The following is a 15,164-nucleotide window of genomic DNA, read 5'->3' as shown; positions in this document are numbered from 1 at the left end:
TCTGACAGCAGGGCTTGCGCCCGGCCACCCGCCACAACCTCGCCATACTCCCCGCCCTCAATCCAGGGGCAGCCGGTAGCGCAGCTTCAAGTCGATCAAGAACTGATTGGTCTCGGTGCGACTTCGCTCACTGAGCTCGGTCGACCAGTGATCGCTTAAGCGATACTCCAGCTGGTACTGCTGCCCGCCGGTCGCATCGGCAAACCCCGTATCCAGCTGAAAACGCCAGGAGAGCCGCCGCGTCAGGGTATCGCCGATGCGCACCTGGGTGCGCTCAACCCCGGGCATGATCGTGAACTCCTCGACCTTCACCACATCCTGAATCTCCCGCTCCAGCCGCCCGAGCAAGGGTCCCAACGCGATCTCCAGCGTGGGGCGGCTGGCGCTCGACGCGGTGAGCTGATCGACGGTGCACCCGGTCAGCAGAAGACTCAAAATATCGCGCTGATCGGCGTAAGGGTTGCTCTCCATGAGCAGATCCAGGTTATCGAGATACCCGCGGATGTTCATGATGATGTGATAATACTCCTGACCGGTGGCGTCGAGGTTCGAGCTCAGCGTCATATTCGAGCTGAGCTCATCGAGAAAGTCCGACTCCCGGCAGGTGTTGCGCACATCAGCCCCGGCCACGATGTCGAGGTAGGGGTTACCCACATCATCATCAAAACGCACCGTGCCCGAGCGCACCTCAAACGACTCCCCCTGAAACGCGACCTCTCCGTCGATCACATCGACCGTACCGCTGATGCGCGGCGCCACCAGGGTGTCGCGCACTCGCAAGTCAAAACGAAACTCCAGGTCGAGTTCCAGCCGCTCCACCAGGCTCTGCAGCCGGAAGCCATCGCGGGCGCGCACGTTCATATCAAAACGCACATCGTTAAGCGCCGGAATCAACTCAAAGAGGCTCTGCTCATAACGCTGCGCCCGCCGGTTAAACGCCCCCAGCACGCGTCCGGCCAGCTGCTGCTCCACAATGCGCACCTGCTGTGTGTAGAGCCCGTCGAGGATGTTCAAGTCACCGGTCACAAACCACGTCTCCCAACGCTGCCAGTCGGTCGCCTGCATGCGCAGGTTGGTATCAAAGGCCAGCTGCACCATCTCCGGGATGCGGTAGCTCATGTTGTGGCTCCACATCTGCAAATCCAGGGTGCGCGGCTGATTGGAGAGGTAGCCGATGGTGCCCGCCACCCGCGTCTGCCCGCCGATCACCACCCCGGCCAGGGGGCGCTCGCGGGGAATCTCAATGCCCTGGTCGCTGAAGATCATCTGCCCGCCCTGCAGGGCAATCGGCTCAGGCAGAAAGCGCACATCCCAGTCGCTTGGCCCAAAGTCGATAACCCCCTCAGCGAGTACGTTTTCTGGTGGACCGCTCACGCGCATGTCCATCTGCGCGCTGCCCGTGGCCTCCACAAAGAAGTCGGGAAAATACTCCGGAAAGCCCGCCCGCACGCTCTCTAAAAGCCCCAGGTCGACCTCCCCCTCCACCCGCACATCGAGGAGCTGCGGATCGAGCAGCACCCCGCCGGTGAGGTTGAAGTAGCGCCCCCCGCTCCCCAGCGTGGCCTGCTGAAACTGAATCAGATCCCCGTTGTTATACCCCACCGCCACCGGCCCGCGGTTGGTGATAGTGCGCCCGCGACTCTCCACCTCAAGCTGCGTCAGGTAGAAGAGCGCCTGGTAGCGCGAGAAGTCCCGCTCGATAAAGACCTCACTCACACCGGTGACCTGCGCCTCATCGAGCATCGCGTTGTCGCGAAGCTCCGGCATAAAGGCCATCAAGTTGAGCTCCTCCATGCCCACCTGCGCGTAATAAGGGGACTCCCCGTCGAGGGGCAGCTCCATCGACACCGACACCCAGGGAAGAAGCCCCCCGGCCAGGTGCACCACCCCGTCGATGGTATGAATCGCCGCGGCCACATCCCCGTACACGCGCCCGTCCAGCCCGAGGTTTTGCACCTCCGCCCCGCCCGAGAAGATCGGATCTTCGGTGGTGCCGCGCCCCGTTAGATGAAAACGCCCCTGACCGCTGAGCGCCATCGGAAGGCCCTGAAGCTCGCGCACCTGCCCGAGCTCCATCGACTGCCCCTCAAGCTCCACATCGAGCTCCCCATCATAATCGTAGCGCCCCTCAAAACTCAGCCTGCCGGCCGGCCCGAAGTTCGCCCAGCTCCGCGCAAGCTCCACACCCCGCGGGTTGAACTCTCCCCGGGCGCGGGCGCGCTCAAGCACCTGCCCGCGCAACGACCCTCCCTCCCAGCGCGCGTCAAACGCACCGGCAAAGCCCTGCAACGCCCCGCCAAGCTCCACCTCCGCGTCGAGCTTGCCGGTGGCCATCAGCTCCGGGTGAATCTCGGCGCTGATCAGCGCCAGCTCCAACCCCCGCACCTCCACATCGAGATCCACCGGCTGACGCGCGCGCTGCTCCCAGACCGGCCAGGGCTGCGGCGCACCGGGCTCCGGCGGCCCGGCCATCCACCCCACCCGCCCGGTAGCCCGCAGGTTGCCAAAGTTCGAGTCGAACTCCCCGCGAGTGATGATCACATCGCCATCGTCGATCTGCAGATCGAGCGCCAGCCCGTCGCCAACCAGCGTGTTGGCCTCATCGAGCCTCCAGCCGGGCTCGTCCATGCGCAGCTCAAGCTCAAGCTCGGGGCTCCCCACAAACCCGGCCATCCTCATATCGATAGTCGCCGGCCCGCTCAGCCCGCCCATCCCGAAATAGTCCGCATAGGGCGCCATATCGGCCAGCGTCCCCCAGAAACGCGGCGGAGGCGCATAGTCCGCCAGCCGCATCGACGCGATATCCTGAATGTAGCCGCGCATCTGCAGGCGATCCTCTCCCGAGCGCACCCGCGCATAGGGCACCCCCACCCGCCAGGAGTCCAGCCACACCTCACTGCCCCGCTCCATCACAAGTTCCTGGTTGGGAAAGAGCAGGTCGTTGTCCCGCACCAACCTCACCTGGCTCGCCACCTCCACCTGCAAAAAGCGGCTGTGCGCGGCGTGCAGAAGCGCATAAGGCCGCTCCGGATCAAACTCCGAGCCCACCGGAAGCTCGCCTGTGAGCATCGCCTCCCCGCTCATCTTCCCGTGCAAAAAAGGCTGATCCTGATTGAGATCCAGCGCCACCAGCGCCGGATCCACATCCTCCATACGCGCGTACGCCCCGAAACGCTGCTTCAGGATGTTGAAAAACGCCTCGTAAACCTCAAGCTCCCCCTCATAAAACGACGCCCGCAGATCGCTGGTCGTCACAAAACGGTTGTTCAGCTCCAGCGTCCCTTCCACATCCTCAAAGAAGAGCCCGTTGCCCTCGAGCACCGCCGCCTTGACCTTCCCCTGCCCCCGGATCTCCTCCAGACTCCCGGTCACCTCCAGATCCAGGCGCTCGATGTCAAAATGCAGGTTATCCTGCAGAAAATAATGCAGAAGCGGGCTGTGATAAGGCGCCGAAAGCTGCCCCCAGGCGTCGTAAAACATCCCCCCGCCACCGGCCTTCGCCTCATCCGGAAAAGACATCGTGCCCCCGAAGCGCAGCCCGAACCCCTCAATGTCGGCCACGACCTCCTCGACTGCAAAGCCCTGGTTGGCCCACTGCCAGCCCCGCAGCGCAAAGTCGCGTACCTCAAAGGTCCAGTCGCCACGCTCCTCATCAAAGCGAAAGAGTTCTGGCTTAAAGCGAAAATCCGCCCGGGCGATATCAAGCGCGTCGACGTTGATGAGCACCGTCTCCGGCTCCACGTACACGCTGCCCCCGTCGATCACGATATCGGGCACCCGGAAGTCAAAGCGCGTCTCCGCAAACTCGAAGTCCGCATCCTGAAGATGCACCCGCGAGAAGCCCACCGAGACGGGCTCGCCCTTATCCTCGTCTTCCTCACGTTTATCGACCCCCAGCGCCCGCAGAATATTGAGCTCGCCATCTTCATTAAAATACAGCCCGACGCGCGGCTCCCGCACATAGGCCTCATCAAACTCCAGCCGCCCCCCGATGAGCATCAACGCGCTGAGATCCGCACGAAGCTCCGGAGCCTCAATCACCGCCTCGCGCTCCGGCGTGAGCATCCGCGCCTCGTAGCCCCGCACCCGGGTCAGACTCGGCCCCAGGTCGGCGTACTCAAACTCAATGTAGCCCCCGAGCACGCGATGCAGCTGCCCCTCGACAAGCCTCCAACTGGCCGGATGGTTCGCCCCGAAATACACCAGCGCCCACAGGCTCATCAGCATGAGCGCCGGCAGAAAGAAGACCAGCGGGATCTTCACGTAACTTCGGTAGACCCGAAACTGAATGTCATCGAGAAGTGCCATCGTCGCTCAACTGCCAGGTCGCTTAAAGCGGCCCCTCTTTGCGGCGCACGCCGGACCGCTCTCCAGAGCCGCCCGTGCCGAACGCGCGCCACTCTAACACCATTGCGCCCGCGCTCCGAGCAAAGCCCGTCCGGCCGCCGCCCTCGCCAGGGCCCGACCGCCCCGGGGCGCTCTCCCTCAGACGTCGCCGCGCCGCGATTTCATTCATCGCCATCGCATAGCCCGCCGCGCCCCCGCAACCCTCGCCGGCCCGGCACGCCCCACACCCGCCCAACCTCCGCTCGAAAGCCCCGCTGTGGCCAGACGCCAGCGCGGTTGACACATCCGAGAGCCCCGGCTTACCTTCGGCTGGAGTTTTTCCCACACCCGCTACCCCCTGAGGCAGTCGACGCGCATGGCTGAGAACAAGAAGCGACGGCGCACCGCAAACAAACGCGGCGCCCGCAAAGGGCTTCGTCGTAGCAAGACGATCGCCCTCAAGAAGCTCTCGGAGGCCGAACGCCAGGAGATCGCCGAGGTCTTCGACTCCATTGAAAGCAAGCGCCCCGCCCACCGCGACCAGTGCCGCATGGCCGAGCGCCCCTGCCCTTACGTCTCCTGCAAGTACCACCTCTACCTCGACGTCAACCCGCACACGGGCTCGATCAAGCTGAACTTCCCCGGCCTGGAAGTCTGGGAGCTCTCCGAGACCTGCGCGCTGGATGTGGCCGACCGCGGCGGCATCACGCTCGAGGAGGTCGGCGAGTTGCTCAACTTGACGCGCGAACGCATCCGCCAGGTGGAGGCCACCGGCCTGGAGAAGTTGCGCGACGAGTACGACGACTGAACGTCGGCAACCAACATCATCACGAAAAAGCGCGCCCCGCCGGGGCGCGCTTTTTTTCGTTTAGAATGCCGTGATGCACGTCAACCCCACACGACGCATCGCCCGTTTCAGAAACGCGGCAGAGTGCGCAGCCATCCCTCTCCCGGACCGGTCTGCCCCTCATCGCCCCGCCCGAAACACAGAAGATCTCCGGCCTGCGTGACCACGCAGCTGTGGTTGTCTCCGACACTCACCGCATCAAAGCCCGTCACCCCCAGCTCCACCGCACGCGGAGACTCCGCTTTACCCCCACCCTCGCTGACCTGACGCTGATCATTGGCCCCCCAGCACTCCAGCCGCGCGCGATCGTCGGTGATCGCACAGCCGTGGCTCGCCCCCACGGCAAGCTCCACATAACGTGAGGCCGTATCCGCCAGATTCGGCGTCTTCTGATCGTTGCCATCCCCACTGGCGAGCTCCCCGTTAGAGTTGATCCCCCAGCAATAAAGCTCTCCGGCGGCAGTCAACCCGCAGAAATGGCGCGTCCCCCCTTCCATCATCGCAAAGCTCACGGTGCTCTCCAGCGCCACAGGCTCGGTGATGATGTTTCCTACATTCTCCCGAAACTCCAGATTCATCACATCCTGACTTCCCCAGCAGACGACCTCCCCGCCCTCGCTCTGAGCGCACGCCATCGATTGCGCCGCCCCGACCACACTCGCCATAAACGAGGCATCGCCCACCGGCGTCGGCGTATCGAAGAAGTCACCGCTTCCACCGGTCGGGGCTCGTGCGATCTGCCCTTCATCATTGATGCCCCAGCACACGACACGCCCGCTGTTTGCCACCACCCCGCAGCTGTACGCCGCCCCTGAATCAAGCATCGCCAGAGCCTCCGCCTCTTCCACGCCCTCCGCACGTTGCATCAGCTGCGTTGGCTCCAACACCCGCGCCGTCTCCTGAGTTCGGGCCACCCCGGCCTGCCCGGCCCCGTTGCCCCCCCAGCAATACGTGGCCCCACCCGGGCTACGACCACACACGAAGGTCCGCCCCGCGCTCAGGCTCTCAAAACGAAGTTCGCCCTGAACCGCCCGGGGCTCCGCCCGCCCATCCAGCGTCCCATCACCGAGCTGCCCGCGGGTGTTGAGCCCCCAGCAATACGCCTGCCCCACCTGCGAGAGCCCGCAGCTAAACGCCCCACCGGCGGCGACATCCCGCCACTCAAAGTAGACTTCCACAGCAAGCTCGGCCTCAACCTCGCCAACCTGCGCGCGCAGCGTCGCCTGGCCGCTGGCCACACCCCTCACTCGCCCCGCCTCATCAACCCCCATCACTGACGGATCGCTCGAAGAAAAGACGACCTCTCTGGGGGCCGTCGGCGCACCACTCGCGTCGAAGTAGCTTACGCTCACCTCGCGCCCCTCCCCCACATGCACCCTGGCAGGCTCCAGCTCCAGCACAATCGACGCCAGCGGCGCCGCCACCCAAACGCTTGCCTCGGCCCGCGCACTGCCATCGTCAAGCTCAGCGACGATCTCCGCCTCTCCACGCGCCAGCGCCTCGACCTCCCCGCCGGCATCAACCGCCACCGCGTCTGAGGAGCTCGTCCACTGCAACGCCTCCTCCACCGCGCGCTCCCCGTCCACCCCGAGCCAGACCGCCTCGAGCGTGGCCCTCTCGCCGAGCTCCAGCACCACCTCCGCCGGTCGCAGCGTCAGCCGCTCCTCACCCGGGCAAAATCCGCAGTCGACCTGCTCTCCGCACCCATCCTCAAAGAGCCCGCACCCGCCCTGCGCCTCGCAGTCAAAGGGCTGTGCCGCACATACCCCACCATCATCCCCATCTGGAGCAACATCTCCGGCATCGGCAAACACCCGGGGCTGGAATAGGTCCGGATCTTCGATACATCCACCGCATAGCAGTAGCCCCACTATCCCCCCCAGAAACCACCACCGCGCCAGCCACGAAGTTCGCCGCACCATCACACCCTCACGTCCAGAACAAGCCCGCCAGCCCTCGCCACCACCGGGGAGGACGCGCTGACATCATCACGTTGCGAAGGTTAACATAGCACCGATGACCTCAAAACAACGCCCCACCCCGCTCCTCCAGGAACTCGACGCCACCCTGCTCGACGTGCAGACCACCGGCGGCTCACCGCCGAAGGCGCATCCCCTGGAGCTCGCCATGCAGCACCCCGGCGACGCGGAGCCCTTATGCTGGACCTTCACGCTGCCGGAAGACGCCGCGTTGACGCGCCACGTCCGAAAGATGCATGGCCTCGACGAGCCTCGGCCCGACGCCCTCTCGCCAGATGAGGCCTGGGAGAAGATCGCATCACGCCTGGGGGAGCGGCCCCTCATCATCGCCCATTATGCCCGTTTCGAGCGCCGCTTCCTCCAGCATGCCCTCCCCGATCTCAACGCGCGCTGGATCTGCACCCACGCCATCGCCCGACGCCTCCTCCCGCAGATCCCCCGCGCCGGGCTGACCGCCATCGCAGGCTTCTTCGGGCACCGCTTAAACTCCAAACACAGCGCCTCCGCACACGTCGCGGCCACCGCCTTTATCTGGCGCCATCTCGTCGAGATGCTCTGGGAAGAACACGACGTCGAAACCCTCGATGAGCTCGAGCGCTGGCTGGAGTCCCCCGCCTCACAAACCGCCACTGAGAACGCGTCGCGCTACGCCATCGCGCGCGAGCATCGCCTGAGCCTCCCCTCCAGCCCCGGCGTCTACCACTTCTACGATCGCGGCAACCACCTCCTCTACGTCGGCAAAGCCACCGATCTTCGCGCGCGGGTCAACTCCTACTTCCGCACCCGCCGCGGCCTCAGTGAGGCTCGCCAGGAGCTCGTCTCCCAGGTCGCCCGGGTCGAGACCCACCCTCAAGCCACCGCGCTGGAGGCCGCCCTGGCTGAAGTCGACGCCATCAAAACACTCGCCCCGCCCTACAACCAGGCGCTTCTGCCCCGAGAGCGCCCCGCCCGCTTCTTAAACCACCACGCCGAACCCTCCGAGCACCTCGACTCACACCACCGCTTCGGCCCGCTCTTCTCCCTTCGCGCTCTTCACGAGGCCCGCGCCATCTGGTCGCTGGAGGAGCCCTGGCCCACCGAGGCCGCCTCAAGCGCCCGCGCGCGCTTCGCGCGCGATCACCGCCTCACCACGCACACCTTCAGCCCGCTCACAGCCTGGCTTCGCGCCGGCGCCTCACTCTGGCCACCTCCCGACCCCGAGCCCGACGCCGAAGACAAAGACGACACTCTCCCCGATAGCAACACCGACGACGACGCAGACACCAACGCCGACCCCATCGCGCTCCTCGACGAAGACGCCATCTACCGCCGCCTTCAATCCTGCGCGCGCCGGCTGAGCTGGCAGCTGCGCCGCGCCCGCATCCTCAGTCAACTCACCGACGCGCGCCTGATCTGGACGCCCCCCGCCCAACCCGACATCCTGCGCACCATCGAGCTCCGAGAGGCCCTCATCACCCGCCGCGAAACGCTCCCACTCTCGGCCGACCTCCCCGTCTCTCCCCTCACCGATCGCCCCTGGCTTACACGCCTGGCCCTGCTCGACGGCCCCACCCACGACCGTCTGCGCGTGCTCGCCACCGAAATCCGACGCCTCCTCGACAGCGCCCCCCACCTTCAACTCCACACCCCGACCCGCGTCTACGAGCGCGACGCCCTGCGCGAGATCTGGAGCCTCTTCTGATCCCTCGCCTCTCCCCGGTCGTCGACAACACCCCCAATTTCTGGCGCATACGCCTCACTGCGCATACAACCCCATAACCCGCCTAAAACCCCGGCGGCCTCGCGCAGCGCTCCCATATGAGCCTGCGCAAACCCACCATGCTCGTTCACATCGACGGACCTCACAGGCCCGCCCATGGCCAACTACTCGCCATATCTCCGCATCGCGATTCCCGCGGCCGCGCTACTCCTCTTGGCCCTGGCCGCCCTGCTGCTCTGGCCTCAAAACGTCGATCCTCCCCTCGACCCCGCGATCGATCTTCCCGCTCCCCCCCTGGCAGAAGCTCCGCGCTGGCCCCGGGCCGAAGACGCCCCCGAACTGCAATGGCGGCTCGCCGGCGACGCCACGCTCACCCTGCCCGGTGGGAGCGCCTTTTCCCCCACCCCCGCGCCCACCCCGCAGCACTGGGAGTTCCAACAGCTCCTCATTAGCGACTGGACGGCCCTCTCCGCCCGCGCCGATAACGGCGACCAGGCCACCTGGTGGATGGCGGAGAACGCCCCCTTCGCCATCCTCGACCTTCAGGCTGACCTCAGCCGCGGCGACTGGTCCATCGAACTTCCCGACCTGCCCCTGCGGGCCTACCCGGCCGACCTCCTCGCCAGCACCGACGCCATCGAAGACCTGGCCGACGCGCCACTTTCCGCCCTCACCCTGCAGGGGGAGCAGGCCCCCCTGAGCATCACCGTCGATGGCCCCGTCCGCGCCACACTCGACACATCAGCATCACCGCCCCGACTTCGCCTCAACGCCCTGCCTCACGATTGCGAGAGCCTCATCAGCGCCCCCACCTCACTTCGTCTGACACTCCACTATGGCGAAGCCCCCCTGCCCCGGGCGGCCCTGGCTCCTCCTGGCGCAACCTCGCAGCTTATCGCCATCTTCGCCGAACCCGTCGACCGGGGCGGCGATCCCTGGGAAGAGGGCCGCTCCCGCGACGCCGATGAGCTCGCCAGGCGCATCCGCGCCCTGATCTTCGGCCACTCCAACCCCGACGATCCTCGCTACGGCAACGGCGGCCTTCTCCAGCAAAACCTCGGCGCGAGCTTTATCATCCCCTCAAACTGGTGGGAGACACCCGCGATCGCCGCGCTCCGAGAGGACCTTGAGCAGACCCCCTACGAACTCATCCTGGCCACCGACACCCCCGGAACGTCACCTCCCAACCTCACCCTGCGCTCCGACGCCCCCCTGGAATGCGACACGCTCAACGCGCACCCCTTCATCATCGGCCGCCCCGACGCCAACGCGCCCCGCTACAGCCTGGGCCAGTGGCTGCCCCAGACCCCGCAGGTCAGCCCCGTCGCCCCCACCCGGGACGCACTTCTCCAACACCTCCTCCCCCCACAGGGTGCCGCGGGCGGCCTGCGCCCCGGACGCCTCACCATCTCCCTCCTTCCCCTGATCGCCTCTCGCAATCCCCTGGTCGAGAGCTTCCAGAACACCCTCCTCGTACCCGAGCGTAGGGGCCACTGGACCCTCCACGAAGACCTCTCCCGCGCGCTCGTCGCCTTTGAGTTTCGTCCCGATCGCGCCCAACTGGCCATCACCGCCCTGGCCCACCGCGCCGCCGCACAACACCTCCCCACCCCACCGGCGATCTGGCTCTCTGAGCAATCCCTCAGCGACACCGCCGACCTCCTCCTCACCCCCGAAGGCCCCGTCTCAGCGCAGACCCCGGGGCTCAGCAGCCCGCCCCCCCTGCAATGGACGATCGCGCCATAAACAGCAGACAGCGCTCCTAAAGACGCAGACGCGCCCCCGGCGGTGGCCCCATCGCCTCCAACTCACGGAAGGTCGCCCGCCGCACCTCCACAATCTCCCCATCAAAGATGAGGTCCTTGCCGGCAAGCGGGTGATTGCCGTCGACCACAACCTCCTCCGCCCCTACCTCTTTGATGCAGAACATCACCGCTCCCGCCGCAATCCCCAGCCCGTGATCGTCGATCCCGAGCTCCAGGCGTGCCCCCTCCACAAGCATCACGTCCGCCGGAAAACGCCACCGCGCCACCCGCTGGCACAGACGCTCATCGTATGGCCCAAACGCCTGCGCCGGACTCAACGTCACGCAGAAGCGCTCCCCACAATGAAGTCCGCTCAGCGAACGCTCCAGCGCCGGTAAAATCTGCTCGTAGCCGTGAATGTAATAGCGGGGCTGAAAGCGACTGACCTCCTCGATCAGCTCACCGCGCCCATCGCATACCTTATAGGCCAGGCCCACCCGACAGTCCCTGCGTACCCGCATCTCGCACCTCGACCGCTACGGCTGCCCCGTCCTCAGCGGTCTGCTGCGCTTACTCAGGCGTCACGACCTCAGGCGCCGCGATCTCCGCGCGTACGCTCTCAATCACCTGCCTCGACCAGCCGTCCTGCGGACCAGACAACGACTCCTCCAGCGCGTCGTGCGCCTCCTCCTCGCGCCCCTCCGCCGCCAGCAACCAGGCGCGCAACGCGGCCAACTCACTCCTACGCGCTGGAATCTCGTCGCCAACTCGCCCCTCGACAAGCGCAAGCATCGCCAGCGCATCGCTGCGCTCGGCCGCCTTTCCCGCGAACTCCACCATCGCCAGCGTCCGCGTAACCCCCGCCCGCGGATGCCCGGGATCGGCCCACAACGAGCGGGTCATCTCCTCTTCATAGCCCTTCATATCCCCCTGGCGCAGCGCCAGCTCCGCCCGACACGCGCGAAGCGCCGCCTGACGATGTCCCTTGCCCAGATCATCGCCCAGAAGCCCGAACTGCTCGAGCACCGCCTCCCGATCATCCTCCCGCAACGCCACCTCGATCATCCAGCGGCGAAGCTCCGCCTCATAATAGCCCGGCGCAAACCTCACCCCCTCCGTGAGCACCTGACGGGCCTCATCGTATCGCCCCTGCCGCACCAGCGCCCGCGCCCACACTCCCCGCTGATTCGCAGCCTCCCGCCGACTCCGCAACACCGAGGGGCGCGCACGCCGGCTCGCATAACGCTCAGCCGCCTCAATCTCCCCGCGCGACAGCAAAAAATGCCCCACGTGCACCCGCAGCAAGAGATGAGCGAGCAGAAAGACGTAGGGCACCAGCATCAGGCCCATCGCCTTCGGTCGAAAGAAGTCTGCCCACAACTCCCAGCCGGGCTGCGCCGAAAGCCACGCCCCGACCAGATACGTCAGAGCCAGCCCCAATCCCACTCCGCCCAACACCGAGACCATTGCCGGATACAAACGCGTCCACACCCTCTCGCCCTCACTCAAAAGATCAACCTCCGCAGACGCTCCCCACCATCGACCGCAATCAAAGACCCCGTCAAAAACGCTCCGGCCTCCGACGCCAGAAACATCACCACGCCCACCACATCCTCCGGCTGCGCAAAGCGCCCAAGCGGAATCCCATCCTCCAGACGTTTTACGACCTTCTCATCCGTCCACAGCCGCTCATCGCTTCCTTCAGTACGCACCGGTCCGGGAAGCACCGCGTTCACACGCACACCGGCCCCGCCCCACTCCACCGCCAGCGTCTGCGTCAAACTGTTGATCCCCGCCTTACTCGCCCCGGAGTGGACCATCAGCGGTGAGCCCGACTCAGCGTTGGTCGCGCTCATGTTGATGATGCTCCCTCCGCGTCCTGCCTCAAGCCAGCGCCGCCCCACCGCCTGACTCATCAGAAAGCTCCCCACCAGATTGATGTCCAGCACCGTCTTAAACCCACCCACGCTCATCGCCGCCGCAGGGCTTACAAAATTGCCCCCGGCGTTGTTCACCAGCACATCCACCGGGCCAACCTCCTCCCAGATCTGCCCGATGACCGCCTCTACCCGAGCTTCATCGCGAACATCCAGCGTGTAGAAACGCGCGCGTCCCCCACCTTCCTCGATCGTCTCAACCACCTCCCGAAGCGGACCCTCGCGCCGGGCGGCAATCACCACCCTCGCCCCCAGCTCACCAAAGGCCAGGGCCAGCGCCCGACCAATCCCCGTCCCCCCGCCGGTGATCACGACGACCGTTCCCGCAAATAGCCCCGCGCGAAACACACTCATCGCGATCCCCCCACCTTGCAACCCTTCAGCAGTTGGCCAGAAAACACTTCGCCTCCGAGGCCTTGCTCACGCTCTCCGCAATGCTCTCGGTCAGGTACTCCACCGACCCTTTCACATCCTTATCCACCCCCACCGGGTCGAGCACTTCCTCCCAGGCAAACTGATGCTCCTCCGCACAGCCCGACCACAAAGAGTATCCCCAGCGGTCCGGCGAATACCCGCGCCAGAGCGCCACATAAAGGTGCTCCGACTCGCAGAAGAGGTGGTTGTTCGGATCCTCCAACGCCCGATCGACAAAGACCTGCGAGCTAAAGGTCAACCCCTCATGCTCGGTGAACTTCTCGGCCAGAGAATGCGCGATCGTCTCCAACACCTCCGGCGCCATTGGCCCGGGCTCAGGCTGCTTCATCCCCACATCCTGAAACGTCACGGTCCGGAACACAAAGTCTCCCCCCGTCAACGTCAAATAGTAGGGCGAATAATAATGCTTTCGCTCCTCAACCTCGCCAGAGGTCGCCGCCCCGGTCGGCTCCTCCTGGTCCGGCTCCGCTCCCTGCGCCTGAGCCTCCACCCCCTGCACACCCGGGTCAGCGGCCGGCTCCCCTTTGCACCCCGCAAACGCAGCCAGACCGGCCACAATCATCAGCCCAACCGTCAACACACCCTGTCGTTTTGCATCTCTTCTCAAACCCTTCTCCCTGCGCTCCGCTTCGAGCGCCCTGCTTACGCGCCGGTCTCCCCGACCTCAGAGGTGGTCGAGAATCCTGTAACCGGTCGCCTTCATCTCAGCGCGCAGCTCTTCGATATGCTCGACACCACGCGTCTCTAACTTTAGCTCCACATTGGTCATACCTAAAGGGGCCCCGTCGGCGAAGGTGCGATTATGATGAATCTCCAGCACATTCGCCCGCAGTCGAGCGATCTGCCCGAGCACCTGCGCCAGCGCCCCTGGCGTATCGGCCAACTGCAAATCCAGCCGATATATTCTCCCCGACGCCGCAAGCCCCCGCTCGATGATGCGCGCGATCACGTTCACATCGATGTTCCCGCCACTGATAATCGCACAAACCCGGCGCCCCTCCACGTTGGGAATCTTTCTGGCAGTAAGCGCCGCAATCGTTGCCGCGGCCGCACCCTCCACCACCATCTTCTCCTGCTCCAACAGCACGAGAATGGCACTGGCGACCTCCTCCTCACTCACCGTCACCACATCATCGAGGTAGTGGGAGAGCGTCGAAAACGCCAGATCACCAACCCGTCGTACCGCGATCCCATCGCAGATCGTGGTCGCCGGCGGCAGCTCAACAACCGACTTCTTCGCAATCGAGGCCTTCATGCCGGCCAGCACTTCCGCCTCGACACCGATCACCCGAACCTTGGGATTGGTCTCCTTGATGGCAATGGCTATCCCCGAGGCTAGCCCACCGCCACCGATCGGCACCACAACCGTGTCGATATACGGATTCTGCTCCAGCAACTCCAGGCCCACGGTCCCCTGGCCGGCGATGATGGCAGGGTCATCAAAAGGATGGATGAAGATGCGCCCTTCAGCCTCCGCAAGCTCCATCGCATGCGCATACGCCGCATCAAAATTTGTGCCGTGAAGCACCACCTGCCCGCCAAATCCCCGCGTACGCGAGATCTTCACCAGCGGCGTCCCCTCCGGCATCACAATCTTAGAGTCGATGCCAAAAGTCGTCGCATACAGGGCCACGGCCTGAGCGTGATTTCCCGCAGAAGCCGCAATGATCCCCCGTTTCTTCTCCTCGTCGCTGAGCTGCAGCAACTTATTGCAGGCCCCTCGCTCCTTAAAACTACCGGTACGCAGCATATTCTCCAGCTTCAGGTAGAGCTTACACCCGAACTGCGCGCTGAACGCCTCGCTGTGCGCACACGGAGAGTTAGGAATATAGCTGCGCACCCGCGCCCGGGCAGCCTCAACCTCCGAAAAACTCACCAGCCGACCGCCTTCCGTAGTCTCATCACCCATCGCACGCTCCTGCTGTTTAGATACGCCGCCTCAGACCACTCCCGGCCGAAGCATACTCAGCTCAATCTGCCCCGACCAGCCACGATCGATGACGCGGCGCGTAAGCATCAGCCCGCTCTCCCCCCAATCCCCACCGCTCTCCCCTGACCAAAAAACAAAAAAAAACCGCCCCGCTCTACTTACGCAGAACGGGGCGGGCTTTTTAAATAAAGGGTTGGCAGCGACCTACTCTCCCACGACCTCTCGGTCGCAGTACCATCGGCGCTGGAGAGCTTAACTTCCGAGTT

10 protein-coding genes and 1 rRNA gene are annotated in these 15,164 nt (G+C 65.1%); 3 read left to right on the top strand and 8 right to left on the bottom strand.

The features are described from left to right. Positions 1–57: 57 nt before the first annotated feature. The gene (locus FRC98_RS03740) at positions 58–4,308 is read right to left on the bottom strand and encodes a translocation/assembly module TamB domain-containing protein (protein ID WP_146979970.1); all 4,251 of its coding nucleotides are present in this window, start codon (positions 4,306–4,308) and stop codon (positions 58–60) included. A 394-nt stretch (positions 4,309–4,702) separates the two neighbouring features. Between FRC98_RS03740 and FRC98_RS03735 the strand changes: the two genes are divergently transcribed. After that, positions 4,703–5,134: a sigma factor-like helix-turn-helix DNA-binding protein gene (locus FRC98_RS03735; RefSeq protein ID WP_146979969.1), complete on the top strand. Its 432-nt coding sequence runs from the start codon at positions 4,703–4,705 to the stop codon at positions 5,132–5,134. Positions 5,135–5,241: 107 nt separating this feature from the next. Here the strand turns inward: FRC98_RS03735 and FRC98_RS03730 are convergent, their stop codons facing one another. Then, positions 5,242–7,095, bottom strand: a complete 1,854-nt coding sequence (locus tag FRC98_RS03730; RefSeq protein ID WP_146979968.1) for an Ig-like domain-containing protein — start codon at positions 7,093–7,095, stop codon at positions 5,242–5,244. A 94-nt stretch (positions 7,096–7,189) separates the two neighbouring features. Here FRC98_RS03730 and FRC98_RS03725 point away from each other — a divergent pair, with 94 nt between their 5' ends. Together FRC98_RS03725 and FRC98_RS03720 are read left to right on the top strand one after the other, a co-directional pair. Further along, complete coding sequence (locus FRC98_RS03725) at positions 7,190–8,833, top strand: 3'-5' exonuclease (RefSeq protein ID WP_146979967.1); 1,644 nt, start codon at positions 7,190–7,192, stop codon at positions 8,831–8,833. A gap of 174 nt (positions 8,834–9,007) precedes the next feature. After that, positions 9,008–10,597, top strand: coding sequence for a hypothetical protein (locus FRC98_RS03720; protein ID WP_146979966.1), 1,590 nt, complete (start codon positions 9,008–9,010; stop codon positions 10,595–10,597). A gap of 16 nt (positions 10,598–10,613) precedes the next feature. On the opposite strand, the gene FRC98_RS03715 is transcribed toward FRC98_RS03720, so the two are convergent. The 6 genes from FRC98_RS03715 to rrf form a co-directional block, all read right to left on the bottom strand. Further along, on the bottom strand, positions 10,614–11,117 hold the full coding sequence (locus tag FRC98_RS03715) for an FKBP-type peptidyl-prolyl cis-trans isomerase (protein WP_146979965.1): 504 nt from the start codon (positions 11,115–11,117) through the stop codon (positions 10,614–10,616). A gap of 49 nt (positions 11,118–11,166) precedes the next feature. Continuing rightward, positions 11,167–12,105 carry a tetratricopeptide repeat protein gene (locus FRC98_RS03710; RefSeq protein ID WP_146979964.1) on the bottom strand — a complete coding sequence of 313 codons (939 nt, stop codon included), beginning with the start codon at positions 12,103–12,105 and terminating at the stop codon, positions 11,167–11,169. Beyond that, positions 12,102–12,887, bottom strand: a complete 786-nt coding sequence (locus FRC98_RS03705; RefSeq protein WP_146979963.1) for an SDR family oxidoreductase — start codon at positions 12,885–12,887, stop codon at positions 12,102–12,104. Before FRC98_RS03705 ends, FRC98_RS03710 begins: the two co-directional genes overlap by 4 nt. 25 nt (positions 12,888–12,912) lie before the next feature. Next, positions 12,913–13,548, bottom strand: coding sequence for a hypothetical protein (locus FRC98_RS03700; protein ID WP_146979962.1), 636 nt, complete (start codon positions 13,546–13,548; stop codon positions 12,913–12,915). An 84-nt stretch (positions 13,549–13,632) separates the two neighbouring features. Further along, a complete protein-coding gene (gene ilvA / locus FRC98_RS03695; RefSeq protein WP_146980557.1) occupies positions 13,633–14,847 on the bottom strand; it encodes a threonine ammonia-lyase in 1,215 nt (404 codons plus the stop codon). 242 nt (positions 14,848–15,089) lie between these two features. Beyond that, positions 15,090–15,164: ribosomal RNA gene (rrf, locus tag FRC98_RS03690) — 5S ribosomal RNA — on the bottom strand; the annotation flags it as partial.

It is taken from the genome of Lujinxingia vulgaris, from assembly GCF_007997015.1.
GTDB lineage: Bacteria > Myxococcota_A > Bradymonadia > Bradymonadales > Bradymonadaceae > Lujinxingia > Lujinxingia vulgaris.
This window is presented reverse-complemented; position numbering and strand designations above follow the sequence as displayed.

Coding starts and splice junctions, on each gene's coding strand:
- FRC98_RS03725 (WP_146979967.1), top strand. CDS start 7,190: ATGACCTCAAAACAACGCCCCACCCCGCTCCTCCAGGAACTCGACGCC.
- FRC98_RS03715 (WP_146979965.1), bottom strand. CDS start 11,117: ATGCGGGTACGCAGGGACTGTCGGGTGGGCCTGGCCTATAAGGTATGC.
- FRC98_RS03735 (WP_146979969.1), top strand. CDS start 4,703: ATGGCTGAGAACAAGAAGCGACGGCGCACCGCAAACAAACGCGGCGCC.
- FRC98_RS03730 (WP_146979968.1), bottom strand. CDS start 7,095: ATGGTGCGGCGAACTTCGTGGCTGGCGCGGTGGTGGTTTCTGGGGGGG.
- FRC98_RS03740 (WP_146979970.1), bottom strand. CDS start 4,308: ATGGCACTTCTCGATGACATTCAGTTTCGGGTCTACCGAAGTTACGTG.
- FRC98_RS03705 (WP_146979963.1), bottom strand. CDS start 12,887: ATGAGTGTGTTTCGCGCGGGGCTATTTGCGGGAACGGTCGTCGTGATC.
- FRC98_RS03720 (WP_146979966.1), top strand. CDS start 9,008: ATGGCCAACTACTCGCCATATCTCCGCATCGCGATTCCCGCGGCCGCG.